Raw genomic sequence first — 20,330 nt, 5'->3', positions numbered from 1 at the left:
GTTATAGACTATACTTTACTCTAATATCTTATTAATCTTTAACAGTTTTATCTAAAAGTACCTCCTAGGTTTATCTGTGTGATGATTTTCAATCATAGAATATCAAGGTAATATTCAGATTAGGTACTCAGTGTCATTCACCGCTCGTTTGTCATATCAATAATGTTAAATAACTCAACATGATGAGTACGGATAAGTCGTTTGCAATTGCTAATTCATAGCCCAATGCGCAGATGTTAACCTCTACTCAGTGTAAAAAGGCTTATTACTGCATTTAAAGGAACCTGGAGTTAAGTGTCTAAATTAAGAGTCAAACAGGAAGAGTCACTCTCAATTAAGTTTATTCATCAGATGAAAGTTGGTGATAATCGGCGTTTAGATCTTTACTTCTTTCTTCCTAAAGAGATGGGAATTGGCCCACAAAGCCTTAATGAGGAGGAGTATTATCACTCAGCCATCACTGGGCGGCGCTCTTACTACTCAACCGGCCTTCACTTACCTTTGGTTCAAAGCCGATTCGCAAGTCAGAAGAAACGTACCGTTGAGGAATTTCGTCTTTACTTAAACTTATTTGCTTATCAGTTTGCCGTCGCGATTGAGACAGACAGTAAAGAGCTGAGCCAAATTGAGGAGCATGAAGCGTTCTATACGACGCTTCAAGACTTATGTGAGTCGGTACGTCAGCTGTTAAAGAAATTTCGCCGAAACGAACCTAGCGATCCTAAATGGAAATCCTATTTTGAAAATGCTGATAATTACCTTTCATGGTTTTGTGAGCAAAGACTTTTAAAACTGCTTTCTAGAGCACCTAGAAGCAGTGAATACAGTGAAGTCATTGATGGCGTCATCGCCTTATGTCGTTCTGAAAATGAACATAGAGAGCTGAAGCGTTATAACTCACAGCAAACCAAAGACGATCCAAATAGAATCTCAAATAAGATGCTACTGCTACGGCGCTTAATACAGCAAGGTGTAGTATTAAAAGAGGAGATGAAAACCTTAGGTACAGGCCTTAAAAAGATGACGACAGGCTTTGCGACTGCAATGGTCATGTTAGTGGTCTCAGCCTTGATAATTAAAGCTCAGGGTGTGTTTAGCGGCCTGACGATTGCGTTAGTGTTAACGCTTGCTGTGATATATGGCTTTCGCGAGATATTCAAAGAGGATATTCGTAATGCACTATGGCGAATTATTCAAAAGGGAAGGCCTAAGTGGAGCCGGATCCTCAGAGATACCAACAGCCAAGCGCCCATTGCTAAGCAGTTTGTTTGGCTAGACTTTATGAAGACCATTGAGCTGCCAGATAAAGTTGCTGAAATTCTCAAAAGGCGCCATAGACAGAATAAGATCGATGCCGAAGTGCTTCATTATGGTATCCATACTCGGGTAACTCAGAAGGAGTTTCTGGCTGGTTACACTACGATTCAAGAGCAAGTTAACTTCAGCTTAGCCCCTTTTGCAAGATATCTTGAACGGGGTAAGGCAAAGATCTACAAAGAGCAAGACGGTAAGATCAGTAATGACTCAGTTGAGCGTCGTTATCAGATTAATATGATATTGGGGTTAAGAGATGGTAAGAATGACGTAGAGTATGCGCGTTATAAGATCACCATGAACCGCTCATCGATAATCGAAGTAAGCCAAAGCGAGTTGCCAGAAGGCATTACAGAGATCAGTTAATATTGAATGCTAGGCCAAATTCACTAAGCCTAGCATTCGATACCGTTTATCTCGTAAACGCTTGGCAGATATTTTGCTCACCTATCTGCTTAGCGCGTTTAAGGGCCACTTCGGCGTTACTTAAGTACTGTTCGAGGTTTTGATTCTCTTGATAGCCAGCGATCCCCATACAGATCCCTTCACCGAGCCCCATATCATTAAGGCTAGCTAAAGACTTTATCGCAAAGTGATGAGCTTCATCTGCATCGGTATTAGGCAGGATGAAAATGAGTTTCCCCAGCTGCCAATGTGACATCTGATAATTTGCAGGCAGTTCCCTAAGCAGAAGAATTTCGACCTCTTTCTGGCGGCTTTCAAGTTGTCCAATGTCGCTCATATGGCTGAGCATACTTTCAGAGGTGATATCTAATAAGAGTAAGCTTGAGTGATCTTTGCTGTATTGCTCCAGAGAATCGAAATAGCTTTCAAGATCTCTAAAGTTTACCAATATGGTTGATCGATGCGGAATGAGCACGCCTGATTCATCGTGTGTATGTCTTTCTGTCGCTTGCTCGAATGTACAGACGATATAATCGATTTCACCTGCTGCATCGATATGTCCCTTGAACTTAGCTTGTAAACACGCTTCATTACTGCTTCTTGGGCACAATACCTGACCAACCCAGCTGCCTTGAAGCAGAATAAGCTGTGATATTTGAGGCCACTTACTACTTAAATCATCGGGTAAGCATTCAATGAGGCTGTGACAGTCAGTGTTCAAAAGCAGTTGTTGCTCAAAAGCTGGATTACTACGGATAATTGTCCCGTCAGCCTGAATCAAGGCGATAGCAACATCGCTATCGTTTAACACTTTACTCAGGTAGGCATCCTGTTGGGCAAGTTTTAACTCGCTGACATCTTCAAAAGTAATGACTAGGTAGGCAGGTTGATCGCCCTTCGCCGGTTTAGCTTTGATATGAGCAATCAACTGTGCCTGTGTTTCAGACTCTAAACTCAGCTCACCTTTCCACTCTTGCTCTTGTTGAAGTTGGGTAACTATTCGTGAATATTCATCATCTTCTAACTGCAAGATACGTTGCAAACTTCTATCTAAGAGTTCATCTTTAGGCAGTGAAAGTTGCTTGGCTGCAAGCTCGTTTGCCGATACGACGCGGTTATTTTGATTGACAATAATACTCCCCACATCACGATGAAATAGTCTGTTAGAAAGCTCTATGCTGAACTGCCTAGAGCGCTGCTCTAAGCGGTAAAAATGGCTTAACAAGATGAGCAAGGAGGCGAGTAGGGTGAGCATAGTTGCACAGCCAATTAAGATGGTTCGCCACTGCGAGAAGTTCGCTGCAATATCATCGTTGCGGACATAGGATACCAAAAAGTACTCTCTACGCGTTTCATATTGAGTGGTGAGCTCAACTTTAAGGTAAACAAAGGTGGCATTATCACCATGAAACTGGCCGAAGTTACTCATTGCCATTTTGCGCCATAGGGCGGGGTAGCTCTGTTTGAGGCTGCCTCCCATAGTGTCAGGTACACGCTTCAGAGAAGGGCGAGACTCAGCTCCTGCGTAGAGCAATCCTTGAGTATCTAACATCAAGAGAGGCGACTGGGTACTTGAATAAGCGGGTTTAATGCTTTTAAGCATTTTAGACATAGAGTTATATGTGACTAAGTAGCCTCTTACACTCTGATCTGGATTTTCCAGCCAAGCAAGTTGATAAAGGTAAGGTTCTAATTTGCCATTTACAGGGCTGAACTCTAGCGGTGAGGTATAGATCTCATTACCGCCCATGTTTCTCGACCCGCCGAGAAGAGATGGAGGTAAAGGTTCATGACCAAAGTTATCGCTGGTCGCAAATTTAAAGTTACCTTGTGGATCGAATAAAGCAATATCGAGCAGCTCAGGAATGTTACTGGTTATGACATCCCAGTTATTTTCCAGCTTATCTTGCCTGGCAACGCTAGGTACATCTAGATAGCGTTTTAGCAGTTCAGATTTGGCAAACATCTGCGTACGGAACTGTTGAAAAGAGACTTTATCAGCGATCAGTGTGCCAACGGCTTGAAGCTCACTGTACCTTTGAGTCGCCCAGTCTTCCTGTAATCTACGCTCGCCGAGGGTAATAATGACGTTACTTATGAGCACAACACTGATGATCAGCATACAGATCTGGGAGGCCACAGCAATCAAGCGTTGATTTGACCAATGAATATCTTGGGCTGCTATAAGGGGTGATAGTTTTCGCGTCAACATCTAGGCTTTTATTGTCGTTTGTTTTATGGACAAACATATTAGCATAAATCGATTTTGCGAACACATAAGCTTATAAATATTAAAGCCTAACCAACCACACCTAATTTTCTATGTTTAAATTCAGCGCCACTTTGTTCGACCCATTGGCGACAAGCTTCTATGTCGACTCCCGTTAAGCCTTCTATGGCAGATACCTGTACTGAATCTATGCAGTGCACTGCAAGTTCTATAAATGCTTTTACGTTAGCATAGCTGCTTTTTAACTTAGGTCGGCAGTGTTCGATATAGGTATCTTCACTGTCTGCATTGAGCGAAATAGAGAGGCTGTCTACCCAAGGAGATATTTCGGGCAGTATGTTTCTACGATGAAACAGGTTGCCTAGCCCATCAGTATTAACCCTCACTTTTCCGCCTTGTTGCCTAATCGCTTTAGCGACTGATATCAAGGTGGCTAAGTTCAATGTCGGCTCGCCATATCCACAGAAAACATATTCATCAAATGAGCTGATATCGCCAAGTAGAGGGATGATCTCTTCGGCTGTGGGCTGATGGTCTAAATCAAGTTGATAGTCATGTACTTGCTTACTACCGTTATGCTTCGGGCAAAATTGGCATCTTAATGTGCAGCGCCCTGTAATATTCAAGTAGCGACTATTACGGATATCGTAAACTAATGTTGAAGATGTCATCAGAACCTTAGAAGTAGAGCTGAGATTCACATTGTAGGGGAGTTAAGTGTTGAAGACTGATAAAAGGATCACGTAAAACAGGTTCGAGGTTCTGAGGGCGGGAGCAAGCTGGTAGTGACAATTTTTAACCACGGTTTTTAACTAGGGTGCGAAAAGCAAAATGCCATTGAACGATGATTCATTCAATGGCATTTATCGAGGTGGCACTAGGCGATTAAGAGTTTGACCCTTGCGTTGCTTGGTCATCTCCCTTAGGTTGCCACCACCAATGGTAGAAGCGGCTCAAGCCGCGGCGTATATCGTCAAGAATGATATAAAGCAGTGGCACTAAGATTAAGGTGACTAGTGTGGAAAATAGAATACCGAACGCCAGTGACGTTGCCATTGGGATAACGATTTGCGCTTGTAGACTTTTCTCCAAAATAATCGGGATTAAACCAACAAAGGTCGTCATTGAGGTCAGTATGATTGCCCTAAAGCGGAAACAACCTGAGTCAATTGCAGCTTCGGTAATCGACTGGCCTTGAGCACGCGCCTTATTAACAAAATCGACTAAAATCAGTGAGTCATTGACCACGACACCAGCTAAAGCAACGATGCCACATAAGCTTAAGATATTGAGAGATAAGCCTAATAGTAGGTGACCAAATAGCGCCCCAATAATGCCGAACGGGATCACCGACATGATGATCAAAGGTTGGCTGTACGACTTGAGCGGAATCGCCATTAACGCGTAGATGGTAAATAGTGCGAAAAGAAAGCCTTGCATCAAACTCACTAAGGCGCTCTGTTCATCTGCGCTACCGCCATCTAGTGCTGTAGATATTTCAGGGTATTTACCTTCTAAGTAGGGCAGGAAATCCTTTTGAATTTCGGCCACCACTTTAGAGGGTTCTACCTTGTTTTTATCTGAGTTAGCGACAATCGTAATTGCTCGGCGTCCATCGACACGGGTAATGGATGAGAAGGAGTCGCCTAGTTCAATTTCTGCAACCGTTGAGAAGGGCACTGAGATACCTTCAGGCGTTCTAATCATCATATTTTCGAGATGACCGATAGTGCGGCGCTGCTCCAGTGGGTAGCGCACCATCACTTTAACCTCCTCCTTGTTACGCAGGATCCTTTGCGCTTCATAACCGTAGAAGCCATATCTTACCTGACTGGCAAGATCTGAAAGCTTCAAGCCTTGCGCCTCAGCTTCAGGCTTAATCTTTAATCGTATCTCATGGCTACCCGATGAGAAGTTATCTGAAATATCGTAAACACCCTCATAGGTTTTCAGCTTCTGTTTAAGCTCAATAGCAGCTTGAGATAACTGTTCTAGGTTAGATGCGGTGAGCCTAAAGGAGATATCACCGCCGTTGTCATTTGTGCTGGCATTGATATTGAGCTTCTTTACTGCGATGAGTTCAGGGAGCTGATCACGCCAAGCACTAGCAATGGCAACACCATCGACTTCGCGATCTTCACTTTTGGTTAGCTCTGCAAATACAAAAGCTGAAGTTCGAGAGCTCATATTGATAAAGCTGTGTTTAACGACCTCATAGCCATTATCAGACATCATCTGATTGTTCATGGCATAGAGGGCATCCTCAATCTCTTTGACGACTTTTAGGGTGTTAGTCTCTGAGCTCCCCTCATCCATCTCAAGATTAACCTGAATAAAGTCAGAGGGAAGATCCGGGAAGAACACCCAGCGAACTTTACCGCTGACAACCAGTGCGATAGAGAGGATGAGCACACCGATAAATACCGCAACGACATTGTATCTCTGCTTTATGCAACGTTGTAGAAAGAAACGGTACTTGTGATGGATAAAGTATTGAATATTATCATTCAGTTTTACCTTCATCTGGCCAAACCGTCCCAGTTGAGACTTTGGCTTCTTGGGTTTCATATGAGCCAGGTGAGCTGGGAGGATTAGCTTAGACTCTACCAAGGAGAATATTAGGCAGAGCACAACTATCATACCGATAGACTTCCAAATTACGCCTTGAGGGCCTGATACCATGAGCATTGGCATAAAGGCGGCAATGGTCGTGAGTACACCAAAGGTGGCCGGCATGGCGACTTTTTTAGCGCCTTTAACCACGTTGTCGAGACTATGGCCATTTTTCTCTATTTCGGTATAGGCACTTTCGCCGATGACAATGGCGTCATCGACCACGATCCCCAGCACCAGAATAAAGGCAAATAGCGTTAGCAAATTAATTGATAGGGAAAATGGCTCCATGGGCATCAATAACATTGCGCCAAGGAAACAGACTGGTAAGCCCATCATCACCCAGAAGGCGAGTTTTAACTCTAAGAAAATGGCTAAGATTAGAAAGACTAAAAGTGCGCCATAGAACATGTTAGATAACATCATGTTCAAGCGACCTTTTAGATAGTGAGTCAGATCGCCCCAGGTATCGAGCTGAGCCCCTGGTGGTAAGCTGGCACGTCTCTCTTCAATATAACCTTTCACTTGCGACGAGATATCTAACGCATTTTGGTCATCAATACTGGTGACTTCGATAATTGCTGCAGGTTTACCGTTAAAACGGGTGTACTCTAAACGCTCTTCGAAGCCATCTTTAATGGTGGCAACTTGGGGGAGCATGATTCGGCTACCGTCAGGGCGAGTGCTGACGACAATTCTTTCGAAGTCCTCTCCTGTATATGCCTGGCCTTTTGTGCGTAACAATATATCGCCATCTTGAGCGCGAATTGAACCACCCGGAAGATCGATAGAGGAGTTTTGCACCGCTTGAGCAACTTGCGCGAAGCTAAGGCCATACTCTCTTAACTTGTCTTCAGACAGCTCAATGCCAATTTCATAGTCACGTACTCCGGTGACTTGCGCGCGCGTTACCGCTGGCAGCGAGGTAATGTCTTCGCGAATAGACTTAGCGAGTTCTTTCATCTCATGGAGTGTGAGATCGCCGTAAACAGAGATCCAGATAACATTGTTTTCTGGCTTTACACGGAAAATATTTGGCTTTTCAATGTTATCCGGAAAGGTTGATATCGCATCAATGGCAAGCTTTGCCTCGTCGAGAATATCTTGAGGGTCATAATCGTCCTCAACCTCAATGGTGACATTACCAAAGCCATCGCTGGCAACGGAGGTGACCTTTTTAATACCATTAATATCTTGGATTGACTCCTCAATTTTAATGGTGATCCCCTCCTCAATCTCCTGAGGCGCTGCACCTGGGTAGGCGACAGAGATCTGTAGGTAGTTGAGTTCGAAAGAGGGAAAAATTTCCTTGTTTACTAAAAAGTAGCTGCTGAATAATCCACCTAAGATGAGAAATGCCATCAATAAGTTTGCGGCAACACTGTTGCGGGCAAACCAAGCAATAATTCCTGTTTGTGTATCCACTGGAGGTGTCTGCATTATTGATCACCCGCGCTAGCGAGTTGCTGCTCCTGGGCCTCAGTATCATCGCTATTGGTGTTACTTTCATTAAGCTTCATCTCACCTAATATTTTCACCGCTTGGCCAGAAGACATGTTATTAAGCTTGGTAAGCGAGATCCGCTCTCCATCATTAAGACTGCCTTTGATATACACGCTATCGATATCGGTGCGAACGACGTTAACTTGTCGAATTTCGATGATATTGTCATCTGAAACGACTGCCACTTGATTATTTCGCACGATATGGCGAGGCAGTTGTACTATGCCATCGACAGTGCGGCCTTTAATTACTGCGCTCACAAAGCTGCCATATTTCAAAGGAAGTTGCCCCTCTTGGCGCGACGTTCTTAAATAGGGGTCTTTAATCTCTGCAACTAAGTAAACCATGCGGTTATCAGCATCGATAACTCCTTCGCTTCTTACGATAGTGCCAGTCCAACTAACAGTCTTACCAGCCAAAGAGGCGCTTAAGGTCACTTGAGTATCTGGCTTATCGACAGACTCAAGATAGGCGAGATCATTATTAGCCAGAGGTAAGCGTATCTCTGCAATACGTGTATCGTACAGCTCACCAAGGTTAGTACCTAAGGTAACATATTGACCTAAGTCGACATTTCTGGCTTTGATGATGCCATCGAATGGGGCGCGAATGATGGTTCTTTCTAAGTTTCGCTGAGCACGAGCAAGAGCTGCTTGTTGAAATTTAACGTTTGCTTGCTCTTTTTTGAGCTGGGGAAGCCTTAAGCCTAACTCTGGTGGTACGCCAGCATCAAAACCTTTCCAGTCATTTTTAGCCACTTCGCCACGCGCGCGCTCCTCTTCGAGTGCCGCTTGGGCTTGAGCCAGTGAAGCTTGAGCTTGCATAAGATCAGCTTCGTAATCAGAGGGCTCGATGACAGCAAGTTGTTCACCTTTTTTCACTACGCCACCTGCAACAAAGTTAGGTGCTATGGTTAGCATTCTTCCTTGCACTTCTGTCACTAGCTGGGTCTTATTCTTTGGTGTGACGACACCGTATGAGGGCAGGTTTAAAGAAACCGTTTTTTGCTCCACGCTGGCAACATCGATAATAGGTACAGGAGCTTCATCTTCTTTTTGGTCTGGTGCTTCCTTAGTGCTGATAAGCAGTGCTGCTGCAACGCCGAATAAGATGATTATAAAGAGGGGAGAAAGTCTCCTAATTATTGTTTTTATCATTATTTTTCCCGCTTTTCCTTGCTGAAATTTCTCTAATGTCTAAATTACCAGAGTATAGAGGTAGGATAAATCTGTTTTTGTAAAAATAATGTATCAAATACGCACATCATAAGGAGCTGTTAAGGCGACATAGCTCAATGTATTTACTTAAAAAAAGCGAAGAGGATGATTGTTTTGTTGCTAGAAAGTAAAAAAGCCACAGAGCTGTGGCTTTTTATAGGAAGCTGGAGACGATTACTTTTTCTTTTTATTCTTCTTACTATATGTTTTAGATCCTGGTTTTACTTTGTTTTTCCCAGGTGGTTTAGCTTCTTTGTTTTTAGGTCGTAGATCTTTAATAAATCTTCGTTTAAGCGGTTGATCGGTATAGCGCTCAATCTTACCAACTACACGAATATCATGGGCTTCAACCAGAGATATTGCGGTACCTTTTGCACCAGCACGGCCTGTACGGCCAATGCGGTGAACATAAGTATCAGCCGATCTTGGCATATCGAAGTTGATGACGTGAGTGATATCATCTACATCGATACCTCGGGCGGCAACATCGGTAGCAAGCAGTACGTTCACTTCACCTTTGATGAACTTTCCAAGGGCTTGGAATCGCTGCTTTTGCTCCATATCGCCACGCATGAAGCTACATGGGATACCTGCCGCTTGAAGTAAACCTTCTAAGCTGGCAACTCCTTCGCGAGTTTTAACAAACACGATAGCGCGTTTGACATCTTCCTGCTTAAGGATGCTACAGAGCAGTGCAAACTTATGCTCTTTATTATCAGCGTTATGGATCCACTGGTGAATTTTTGCTTTCTCGCTGCGCGGCGCTTCAGCTTCAACCTTGACAGGATCTTTGAGCAGCTGATGAGAGAAACGCCCAACGTCACTTCCCTCTAATGTCGCAGAAAACAACATAGTTTGCTTACGACCAACGGATTCTATTGCTATGGTCTCGACAACCGCTGAGAAGCCCATATCAAGCATGCGGTCAGCTTCATCAATGACAAGCACTTCAACTTCTTCGGCGTTGAATTGTCCCTTATCTAGGTACTCCATCAAGCGCCCAGGGGTTGCGACTAAGATATCGACATTCTTCTTTAGTGCTTCCTCTTGTGGCGCATAAGGCACACCGCCAGTAATGATGGCGATATCCAGATCCAGATCGGTTGCAAGATGGGAAGCATAGCGGTGTATCTGACTTGCCAGTTCACGAGTTGGTGTCAAAACAAGTACTCTTGCTTGTCCACCAAAACGGCGCGGGAAGTCAATAATATGTTGGATTGCTGGCAATAAGAAGCTCGCTGTTTTACCTGTACCGGTAGGTGCTCGGGCTAGTATGTCTTTCTGCTCCATCGCCAATGGAATGGTTTGTTGCTGGATCGTGGTGGGCTTATTATGCCCCATGGCTTTTAGTGACTCTAACAATGTAGGGTCAAGCAGGAAGTCTTCAAATAGCATGCGCAGCGTTCTCAATAAATAATAGCCGCATATTATACATTAAATTAGCCATTAATTTCATCAAATAGATCTACAGATATCTGCAAACCTATGAGAAATGCTAAAGCGGTTAATACTTGAGGTAAAAGTCAGTGATCAGCGCGATCATCTCTGGTGTATAGCTGCCGTCCTCTAGCTTGATACACAAGTGCTCTGTTGCAGTGCTGGCATCAGGCGCACTAGTGCTTTCAAGCTTATGGACTAAGGTGAAAACATGTCTATGGGGAGCCTTGCTTGCTCTATCGGAAATATCCATTATCTGGCTGTTCGCTAAAGTGGAGGTATCTAAAGCTGCGTTGAAGGCTTGCATACTCTGGCTAGGTAAAATTAGGCTAGCACTACCATTAGGGCTGAGCATTTGGGTGATAGACTTAATTAAACAGCTGAAATCTAAAGTGTCTGTGTGCCTTGCTTTGGCCCTTAATGCGTTTTTGGACTGGGTGCCGCCCTTAAAATAGGGGGGGTTACAGATGATGTGATCGAATAATGTTTGCTTTGAGCTCAAATAGCTTTGGCTAAACTCCTGGACAGACCCATGTTCTACGCTTAATCGGTCAACCCATTTTGAAGCTTGAAAGTTACTCTCACAGGCTTTGGCGGCCGTATCATCAAGCTCAATCGCTGTAACGAATGCCTGACTGCGCTGAGCGGCCATTAAGCTTAACAATCCGCTTCCTGCGCCAATATCTAAAACGTTAAGCGCTTTTGTCAGCGGGGCCCATGCTCCCAATATGACAGCGTCAGTACTCACCGGCATACCACATCCGTGGTCATCGATATGAAATTGTTTAAAGGTAAATGGCATCGAATGAGATCTGTTACAAGTGGCGAAATTTGTCTGTGATTGTACGCTAGCAATGGCGCTAGGTTAAGGTTCTTCAGAATGAATTTATGCTATGTTGCATATTTGTTGGTGCGGGCTTTCTCTATGCCTAATAGTGTTGCTTGATGAACGTTTTTTATCTACGCGTTGCAATCTTGTTGTTTTCTTGGTGTTGATTGTTCTTGATTTGGGCTGGCTCCTTGTCAATTCGGGGGGTATTTGATAATAGTATGCCTCCACGAAGGGCTTTTAAGGGCTTTTCTGGGGTAGGTAAGCCAGTTTTAAGCAATGTTAGCGTCAGGTACTCCCGCTTCTGTTCATAAACTCGCCAAGTATCGGCCGAATTTACCACGGACTCGTGTAATCATTAATTTACACATAACTATTTATCTCTACTTAGTGAGCCTGTGTTGGCGTATTAGCTTGAGATCGTTAAAAAAATATAAAAGATGATGGGGCAAAAAGTGCAAAACAAACAGATGAGCATGGCTGATACCTTAGGGTTAGGCTTTATGACGTTCGCGTTCTTTTTAGGGGCTGGTAATTTAATCTTCCCGCCACTTGCTGGTTTCCTAGCGGGTGAGAACATGACTTTGGCCATGATTGGCTTTCTTATTACAGCAGTAACACTGCCACTAATTACATTGATTGCTGTTGCTAAAGCAAACGGTAAAGTGATGGGGTTATTGCCGCCTCTTGCTGCAACTATGTTTGCAGTAGCTATCTATATTGTAATAGGTCCGGCTTTTGCTGCGCCTAGAGCGGGCTTGGTGGCCTATGAGATGGGCTTCAAGCCTTTCTTAGCTGATAGTGATGCAAGCTTTATGATTGCAGGTGTTGCGTTAAATATCTCCCAGCTTATCTATACGCTCATCTTTTTCGGTGGTGCAATGCTATTAGCTTTGTTCCCAGGAAAGCTGCTAGATAGTGTTGGTAAAGTATTAACACCTATCATGATCTTCTTACTTGTTGGGTTAGCTATTTCGGTATTTATGCTGCCAGGTTCTGATGTTGGTCAGGCCGTCGGTGATTACCAGTCAAGCCCACTAACTAAGGGGATTCTGGAAGGTTATAACACCATGGATACCTTAGCATCATTGATTTTCGGTATGTTAATTATCGATATTCTACGCCGTAAAGGGGTTAATAATAGTGGTGATCAAACTAAGTATTTAGTGAGAGCTGCCTTAATCGCTGCGGCAGGTTTAGCTTTTGTTTATATTTCGCTTTTCTATCTTGGTGCTTCAGCCGGTGAGCTCGCTAAAGGTGCTGACAATGGTGGCGCAATTTTAACTAACTATGTGAATCATGAGTTCGGTAGTTTAGGTCAAGTGCTGCTTGCTGCTGTGGTTACGCTTGCATGTTTAACGACTGTTATTGGTCTTGTGACCGCTTGTGCCGAGTTTTTCAATGAGCTTTTCCCTCGCATCTCATACAAAATTTTTGTTGTGATCATGAGTGTCGCTTGCGCTACTGTCGCTAACGTAGGGCTATCTCAGCTAATTAGCATTAGTGTTCCTGTGTTGTACACCATCTATCCGGTTGCGATTGCTTTAGTTGCGGTGACTTTCCTCACTGAAAAGTTCGCTATGCCTGAGTTTGCACATCGCGTAACGCTAAGTGTGGCGCTAGTATTTGGCATCATTGACGGGTTAAAAGCTGCAGGCCTTGATATGAGCTTTGCTGATTTTATGCCATTACATAATGAAGGTATGGCGTGGTTACTGCCAACTGCTATCACGATTGTTGCGTGTTTACTGATTAAAAAGAGCAAAGCTGAGCCTGTATTGAATTAATTTCAATCGCCAGCTGGCTGACATAGAATAACAGGCGTTACTTCGACAGAGGTAACGCCTTTTTTATAGCTACATAGCGCTATTTTCGGAGTGAGCAGTTGCCAAAAAGTGAACCTAAAAGCCGTTATCAAGCTGATCCCATCATAGATATCTTTCTCGATGATCTTTGGTCTAGCCGCGGGCTCAGTGACAATACACTTGCTGCATACCGCACTGATTTACGTCATTTTGATCGTTATGTTCAGCAAGCTAACGATACCTTAACCCAAGCTTCTCAGCAGCTTATCAGGGATTACTTAGATACTCGGTTTGAGAAAGGGTTTGCTCGCACTAGTAGTGCCCGGTTAATGAGCAGCCTTAGACGTTTTTATCAATTCCTTTTACTTAAAAAGCAGATCCAAGTAGATCCAATTGCACAGGTAAAGTCCCCAAAACTTGCTCGAAAGTTGCCAGACTCCTTAAGTGAGCAAGATGTCGATAGTTTACTTAATGAACCCAATGTTGAAGATCCTATCGAGTGTCGTGACCGAGCTATGTTGGAGCTACTTTATGCCACTGGGCTACGAGTGACTGAATTGGTAAGCCTCACAATGGAGCAGTTAAGCCTTAGGCAAGGGCTGGTTCGAGTTGTGGGTAAGGGCGGTAAGGAGCGTTTAGTGCCATTAGGTGAGCTTGCCGTTAATGAGGTTGAACATTACCTGCAGGGCGCTAGAGCTGAGTTGCTTAATGGTAAAACGAGTGATGTGTTATTTCCATCAAAGCGGGCACAAATGATGACAAGGCAGACTTTTTGGCATCGCATTAAGTTATATGCTTTAAGGGCTGGAATTGCGACCCATATATCCCCGCATACCCTAAGGCATGCTTTTGCAACTCACTTACTCAATCATGGTGCAGATCTGCGCGTTGTGCAGCTGCTACTTGGCCATAGTGATCTATCTACAACTCAAATTTACACCCATGTTGCCACAGCTAGGCTAAATCAGCTTCATAGTGAGCATCACCCAAGGGGATAGCTTGCCTGATAGCAAGGTTGAAGTATCTTCTTTTACTGGCTTTATTTGGCGGTGTTGGTGTTTGATTAGTGTGTTTGAAGGTTCTAGTTTCATTGTTATCTAACGTCTGCCCGGCGAGGGATGTGCAGAGACTTCTGCGAGTCGCTGCAAGTCCTCTGACCTCCACGGATGGAGGAAATGCCAAATTTTGTATGGAATAAAATTGGCCATGGAAGCTCTACCAAATCATCCCTGATTTGGAAGCTCGCAGCTGCATCTACACTGCCATCTAAAAGCAAAAGCAGTCTCTTCGATTGGCGTTCTACAGTGAGCTAACTAGCTTCTGTTCATTAATAAGTTGAATAAGTTGGGTCAGAGTAAAACAGGTCTGCCAGCTGTATTTTTTCCTTTATTCATTCTCAATTGAAGAGATAAATAATCTAGTGTCGGTACGGCTTCTAGCTTCGATTTCAGGAAGCGTTTACACCGTCAGCGAGCCGCAGGCTATAGGCAGGGTTGAGGGGGGGGTTACCAGCAGATTAGCTAAAATTCACAACCCTGTACCAATAAAGCTAAATGAAACCTAAAAATGTTCAAGCTTCATTCGAAGCGTGTACATTTTTGATCTTAAAAAGTGTGAAATCACTCTGAGTTGTGAGGGAGTGTATAATTAACTCACTCTGACAGTGATTTGTTACAGTTAATAATTGATTTAATCTCGCTGAAACTGTAACTTTTCTGGCCTAAACTAGGTCTAATCAATTGTACTTAACTCGTAATCGTATCTGACCCATACAAAGAACAGGATATATAATGAAGTTTACCCGCATATTTTCTTTGCTTATCGCAGTACTTATTGCACCATTTTCGACAGCTGCATCTAATAGCACAAGTGATACTATCAGTAACAGTGCAGAGTTGAAGCAGAAGCTAAAAGACACCTTAAGTGTGACAGTGCACTCTTTGAATCAATCGCCTATTCCAGGCCTTTATGAGGCGCTTACCGATCGTGGCGTACTTTATATCTCTCAAGATGGTTCTAAACTATTTCACGGTAGCTTGTATGATCTTGACAGAGGAATGAAAAATCTTACAGAGGCTGCTATGGCTGGCCCTCGTATAGAGATGATGAAGCCTCTTGAAAAAAATATGCTGGTTTATAAAGCGAAAAATGAAAAGCATGTCGTTACTGTATTTACCGATGTGAGCTGTGGCTACTGCCGTAAGCTGCATAACGAGATGGATGAGTATAATGATCTAGGCATCACTGTTCGCTATCTGGCTTTCCCTCGTGCAGGTGTTCCTTCAGCGAACGCCGATGAGATGGAAGCGGTATGGTGTGCAGCTGATCCACTAAAAGCGATGACAGATGCCAAAGCGGGTAACAGAGTTAAGGGTAAAAAATGTGACGCTAAAATTGCGGAGCAATATAATTTAGGCCAGAGCTTCGGTATCAATGGTACACCTGCAATCATCTTAGAAGATGGCAGCATGATCCCAGGGTATCAGCCACCAAAAGCACTGTTTAAAGCATTAGAAGCAATAAACTAAACTTTGCCTAAGTACATAGATGAGTCCTGATTGACTCATCTCGAATTAGCCAGCATATATGCTGGCTTTTTTTATGTTAACGCTATCGGTTTGTTTCTTGTGTTATCTGGGCCGTGGTTTGATATGCTAGCGGATGTTTGAATTCTCTCGCTTCAATCTAGCTATAAGGCAATAGTTGTGATCCATAAGATAGTCCGTCGCGCCAAAGTTGATGATAGTCACCTTCCCGAGTCTCTATCCCCTCTTTTAAAACAGATCTATGCCAGCCGGGGTAGCTCTGCTGATGACTGCCAGCTTACGCTGTCTCGTTTGCTCAGACCCAATACCATGAAGGGGTTAGATGTTGCAGCGGGCATCATTGCTGATGCACTCAAAGATAATCGCTCAATTTTGATTATGGGTGATTTTGATGCCGATGGGGCGACTTCGACCTGTGTCTGCATGCTGGCACTTAGAATGATGGGAGCGGGTCGCGTTGATTACCTTATCCCTAACCGGTTTGATTTTGGTTATGGACTCAGCCCTGAAATTGTCTCAGTTGCCCATAGTAAAGGTGCAGACCTACTTATCACTGTCGATAATGGTATCTCCTCAATTGAAGGTGTTAAATCTGCTAAAGCACTAGGTATGCAAGTGGTGATAACCGATCACCACCTTCCGGGGCAAACGATTCCCGATGCCGATGCCATTGTGAATCCAAACTTAGCTGACTGTAACTTCGCGAGTAAATCTATTGCCGGTGTAGGCGTTGCGTTCTATTTGATGTCTGCGTTAAGAGCTGAGCTTCGCCAGAGAAACTGGTATCAAGAACAAGGGATTACTGAGCCCAACCTTGCAAATCTACTCGATATTGTTGCCTTAGGTACTGTTGCCGATGTGGTTGCACTTGATAGCAACAACCGAATTTTAGTCGATGCTGGATTACAGAGAGTCAGAGCGGGTCGCTGCCGTCCAGGGATCACAGCGTTACTGGAAGTCGCTAAGCGAGAGCCGGCTAAAATCGTCGCCTCAGACTTTGGCTTTGCCGTCGGCCCTAGATTAAATGCAGCGGGGCGCCTTGATGAGATGGCACTCGGGGTAGAGACTTTGCTCTGTGATGACATGATGAGCGCAAGACGCATGGCGGCAGAACTTGACGGTTTAAATGCCGAGCGCCGTGACTTAGAAGCGGATATGCAACAAGAGGCGTTAAAGAGCCTTGAATCTGTAGCGCTCAATGAAGCGAGTTTGCCTTGGGGCATAGCCCTATTTCAAGAGGATTGGCACCAAGGGGTGATCGGTATCTTGGCATCAAGAATTAAAGATAGATATCACAGACCCGTTATCGCCTTTGCTGATGCTGGAGAGGGGGAGATTAAAGGCTCTGCTCGCTCTATAAAGGGCTTACATATGCGGGATCTTTTGGAGCTGATCAACACTCGCCACCCAGGCATGATCCTCAAATTTGGTGGTCATGCGATGGCTGCAGGACTCTCTTTAAGAGCTGAAGATTTTACTGCATTTGAACAGGCCTATGATCAAGGCGTGCGTGAGATGTTAAAGCCTGAACTGCTTACCGGTGAGTTTGTTACCGATGGTAGCTTGAGTCCTGCCGAGATGAACTTAAATATTGCTTGGGAACTGAGAAATGCAGGCCCTTGGGGTCAAGAGTTCCCAGAGCCACTTTTTGATGGCCACTTTAAGGTTATTCAACAGCGCATAGTGGGTGAAAAACACCTAAAGTTGGTGTTAGAAACCGAATGTGGTCAGCTAATGCTAGATGGTATCGCTTTTAATGTTGATCTGAAAACTTGGCCTGATGCCACCATTAAGCATGCCCAAGTGGTGTATAAACTTGATGTGAATGAGTTTCGGGGTAATCAAACTGTGCAGTTGATGGTTGAGCAGATAGAGGCGATGTAACTATGCAGGACTTTAACCTTATCTTAGTAGTGGGCCCCACAGCTTCAGGTAAAACCCATTTAGGTGTTGAGTTAGCTAAGATATTTGATGGTGAGATCATCTCTGCTGATTCTAGGCAAGTTTATAAAGGGCTCGATATTGGCTCAGGTAAAGACTTAGCTGAATATGGTGAGGTAAAGCATCACCTTATCGATATTGTTGAGCCAGGTGATGAATATAATGCCTTTCGGTTTCAACAGGATTTCTTCAACGCCTTTAGTGATATCCAATCCCGTGGCAAGCAAGCTGTTTTAGTCGGTGGTACCGGTATGTATATCGATGCTGCAGTGGCTGGTTACCAGTTTGTTCAACTAGATAAAGACTTAAACTTGAGGGCTGAGTTAGATCGACTTCCTCTTAAGCAGGTACAAGAGCAACTGCGTGAACTCGATGCAGCGCAATATGAGAAAGTTGATATAACCGTCAGACCAAGACTCTACCGGGCGATTGAACTTGCTAGGCATGCTCAAACCACTGCCGATGAAGAGTCTGAAGAGCTGAAATCTAAGGTCGAAACAGATAAATGTCAGCCAATCATTAAGCCGGTTTTCTTCGCCATTCAGTGGGATAGAAAAGTACTGCGTAAGCGGATAAAAATACGGCTTAAAGAGCGCTTTGAAGAGGGAATGATTGCCGAAGTGCAAGGGTTACTCGATAACGGTGTCTCTCATGAGCAGCTAGATTATTATGGATTAGAGTATCGTTATGTTAGCCAGCATATTCAGGGGCTACTTAGCTTTGACGAGATGTTTGATAAGTTATGTACAGCTATCGGGCAATACGCTAAACGCCAAGAGACTTGGTTTAGACGCGTTGAGCGAAAAGGCCAGAAGATACACTGGTTGCAAGGGGGAGAGGGGATCGAGCAACAAGCTCAGCAAATACTCGCTCAATATCGCTATCAGCCTTAGATACCTTAACTAGATTAAGAAGCGAGGTTTACGAGTAACCTCACTGAGCCGATAACCCCCTTGTAGATGAGTCGGCCAAGCGACCTTCTTCGCCTTATCTCGAGTAACTCAGGGATGACAAGTTTAGCTGGTGTTGATAAATCACGGCTCAATGAAAGCTGAGAAGACCAGAGTAAAAACCACCAGATCTTTAACTCATATTGGTCGCTTTCAGAGGGGGCTATTGTTTTGCCTATAACCAGCTTCGCTCTGTGAATTGGCCAGAATAGCAGCAGCTTTGAGTATAATACTCTCCCTTCTGAGACAACTTTAAAGCGTGTAGTGAGGCGGTTATAGCTCACTTCAAGTTTGCAGCCACCTAATTGATGAGTCTGTGTTTGTATTCGCTTAAATGCCATCTTATCTCGCTTCCTTTAGACCTGATAGCTTCGGCCACTGCTGTTTTAGGCCAAAAAGGTGAAATAGTCCAAATATGAGGCAGACAGCTGAGCTCCAAAACCAGAATTCAGGGCTGCGACCAATAGGATTATTTATAAAAAAGAAGCCTGCGATACCGCGAAGTAGGTAAATCGATGTGATAACAATGAGCGCTATTCGGATCAGCGGCAGTTGAGGGATGAGCTTCGCTGCACTAAAAGCATAAGCAGACCAGATAGAGAGCACTACGACTATCACAGAGGTGATAATGGTTGGCCTCAAGCTGCCTTGCTCCGCCATAAGTGCCATCTGCTCTCCAGCCCCGAAGAAGCGATACCACTGGGCACCAAAGTAGATGCAGCCGATATGCATCAGCGCCGCTACCGCACTAAGCGACCCAGCAATGATTAATAGTCGATTCATTCCCTGAAATTCCTTTTCACTTTCTTATACTGATTGGTATTAATACTTGCTGTATCTACCTTATGACTACAGATATACCTTCTAAAGGCATATCTTTAAGTGTCACATATGCGGCGATGTTTTGAAAATGGTTTTCAATTGGAGGGGAGCTACGTGAATTTTATTTGAGGTCGATTCTAGAAATGACTCACCCAAGGTGGGTTAACTTGTCGGATAACAAGTTTCAAATATCTTTATTGGGTTCATTTGGCTGGTTTGATGTTTGGTTCGCTAACTGAACCATTTTACTTCAATTTTATCTATCACCTGCCGTGGGCTTATGTGCAAACACTTCTGCGACACGCTGTGAACCCATCCATGGGCGCTCTGCGGTTTCATCCATGAAACCGAAGGTCACAGCCGCGTTCACACTTGAGTATTTATCTCTTCGATTGGGATTTACAGTTCATAACTAATTTCTGGACAGAAGCTTGCTAGAGCATCGAGTCAACTCAAACTGACATTGATTAGAAAAAGTATCTTGGTTTATTCGAAGCCACTAATTATCTCAAACCATTGTAGATAGTTTATATACGACTAAGGCGAGGGGTGAAGTGCATCGCTACTGGCCTTACCTTTGCACCATTGACCACAATGATGCTGTTTTTTAAAATCACACATAGCATCCCAACGACCACTAATACCACTGTATTGGCGGCGAAACTCTTTTGCTGAGGTTACCCAAGCATTGGATGAGATTCCAAGTTCATCAAGTAAT

At 44.0% G+C, this 20,330-nt stretch carries 14 protein-coding genes and 1 pseudogene; 6 read left to right on the top strand and 9 right to left on the bottom strand.

Annotated features, from left to right (window positions below; translation table 11 throughout):
* The first annotated feature begins 294 nt into the window (after positions 1 to 294).
* Positions 295 to 1,680 (top strand): hypothetical protein, encoded by a 1,386-nt coding sequence (locus tag BM736_RS21735; protein ID WP_076416156.1) that lies wholly within the window; start codon positions 295 to 297, stop codon positions 1,678 to 1,680.
* A gap of 46 nt (positions 1,681 to 1,726) precedes the next feature.
* Here the strand turns inward: BM736_RS21735 and BM736_RS21730 are convergent, their stop codons facing one another.
* The 6 genes from BM736_RS21730 to BM736_RS21705 all read right to left on the bottom strand — a co-directional run bounded on the left by BM736_RS21730 (position 1,727) and on the right by BM736_RS21705 (position 11,521).
* Complete coding sequence (locus tag BM736_RS21730) at positions 1,727 to 3,931, bottom strand: PAS domain-containing protein (RefSeq protein ID WP_076416154.1); 2,205 nt, start codon at positions 3,929 to 3,931, stop codon at positions 1,727 to 1,729.
* Between the two features lie 86 nt (positions 3,932 to 4,017).
* Positions 4,018 to 4,620, bottom strand: a complete 603-nt coding sequence (locus tag BM736_RS21725; RefSeq protein ID WP_076416151.1) for a TatD family nuclease-associated radical SAM protein — start codon at positions 4,618 to 4,620, stop codon at positions 4,018 to 4,020.
* 214 nt (positions 4,621 to 4,834) lie between these two features.
* Positions 4,835 to 7,987 carry an efflux RND transporter permease subunit gene (locus BM736_RS21720; RefSeq protein ID WP_076416307.1) on the bottom strand — a complete coding sequence of 1,051 codons (3,153 nt, stop codon included), beginning with the start codon at positions 7,985 to 7,987 and terminating at the stop codon, positions 4,835 to 4,837.
* 14 nt (positions 7,988 to 8,001) lie between these two features.
* A complete protein-coding gene (locus tag BM736_RS21715) occupies positions 8,002 to 9,222 on the bottom strand; it encodes an efflux RND transporter periplasmic adaptor subunit (protein ID WP_076416149.1) in 1,221 nt (406 codons plus the stop codon).
* Between the two features lie 234 nt (positions 9,223 to 9,456).
* The gene (gene srmB, locus BM736_RS21710; protein ID WP_076416146.1) at positions 9,457 to 10,677 is read right to left on the bottom strand and encodes an ATP-dependent RNA helicase SrmB; all 1,221 of its coding nucleotides are present in this window, start codon (positions 10,675 to 10,677) and stop codon (positions 9,457 to 9,459) included.
* Between the two features lie 109 nt (positions 10,678 to 10,786).
* Positions 10,787 to 11,521: a tRNA1(Val) (adenine(37)-N6)-methyltransferase gene (locus tag BM736_RS21705; protein WP_076416143.1), complete on the bottom strand. Its 735-nt coding sequence runs from the start codon at positions 11,519 to 11,521 to the stop codon at positions 10,787 to 10,789.
* A gap of 467 nt (positions 11,522 to 11,988) precedes the next feature.
* On the opposite strand from BM736_RS21705, the gene brnQ reads away from it, so the two are divergent.
* The 5 genes from brnQ (at position 11,989) to miaA (ending at position 18,733) form a co-directional block, all read left to right on the top strand.
* Complete coding sequence (brnQ, locus tag BM736_RS21700; RefSeq protein ID WP_076416141.1) at positions 11,989 to 13,335, top strand: branched-chain amino acid transport system II carrier protein; 1,347 nt, start codon at positions 11,989 to 11,991, stop codon at positions 13,333 to 13,335.
* Positions 13,336 to 13,433: 98 nt separating this feature from the next.
* Positions 13,434 to 14,351 (top strand): site-specific tyrosine recombinase XerD, encoded by a 918-nt coding sequence (xerD, locus tag BM736_RS21695; protein WP_076416139.1) that lies wholly within the window; start codon positions 13,434 to 13,436, stop codon positions 14,349 to 14,351.
* Positions 14,352 to 15,143: 792 nt separating this feature from the next.
* Complete coding sequence (gene dsbC / locus BM736_RS21690) at positions 15,144 to 15,881, top strand: bifunctional protein-disulfide isomerase/oxidoreductase DsbC (RefSeq protein ID WP_076416136.1); 738 nt, start codon at positions 15,144 to 15,146, stop codon at positions 15,879 to 15,881.
* A 177-nt stretch (positions 15,882 to 16,058) separates the two neighbouring features.
* Positions 16,059 to 17,783, top strand: a complete 1,725-nt coding sequence (recJ, locus tag BM736_RS21685; RefSeq protein WP_076416134.1) for a single-stranded-DNA-specific exonuclease RecJ — start codon at positions 16,059 to 16,061, stop codon at positions 17,781 to 17,783.
* Positions 17,784 to 17,785: 2 nt separating this feature from the next.
* Entirely contained in the window at positions 17,786 to 18,733 is a 948-nt protein-coding gene (gene miaA / locus BM736_RS21680; RefSeq protein WP_076416131.1) for a tRNA (adenosine(37)-N6)-dimethylallyltransferase MiaA, read from the top strand.
* 14 nt (positions 18,734 to 18,747) lie between these two features.
* Here miaA and BM736_RS21675 read toward each other — a convergent pair whose 3' ends face one another.
* The 3 genes and pseudogenes from BM736_RS21675 to BM736_RS21665 all read right to left on the bottom strand — a co-directional run.
* Positions 18,748 to 19,131 carry a hypothetical protein gene (locus tag BM736_RS21675; protein WP_076416128.1) on the bottom strand — a complete coding sequence of 128 codons (384 nt, stop codon included), beginning with the start codon at positions 19,129 to 19,131 and terminating at the stop codon, positions 18,748 to 18,750.
* Position 19,132: 1 nt separating this feature from the next.
* Complete coding sequence (locus BM736_RS21670; protein ID WP_076416125.1) at positions 19,133 to 19,573, bottom strand: hypothetical protein; 441 nt, start codon at positions 19,571 to 19,573, stop codon at positions 19,133 to 19,135.
* Between the two features lie 576 nt (positions 19,574 to 20,149).
* Positions 20,150 to 20,330: pseudogene (locus BM736_RS21665) on the bottom strand (alpha-amylase family glycosyl hydrolase); the annotation flags it as partial.

Origin of the sequence: Shewanella sp. UCD-KL12 (genome assembly GCF_001957125.1) — a bacterium.
Lineage (GTDB): Bacteria > Pseudomonadota > Gammaproteobacteria > Enterobacterales > Shewanellaceae > Shewanella.
This window is presented reverse-complemented; position numbering and strand designations above follow the sequence as displayed.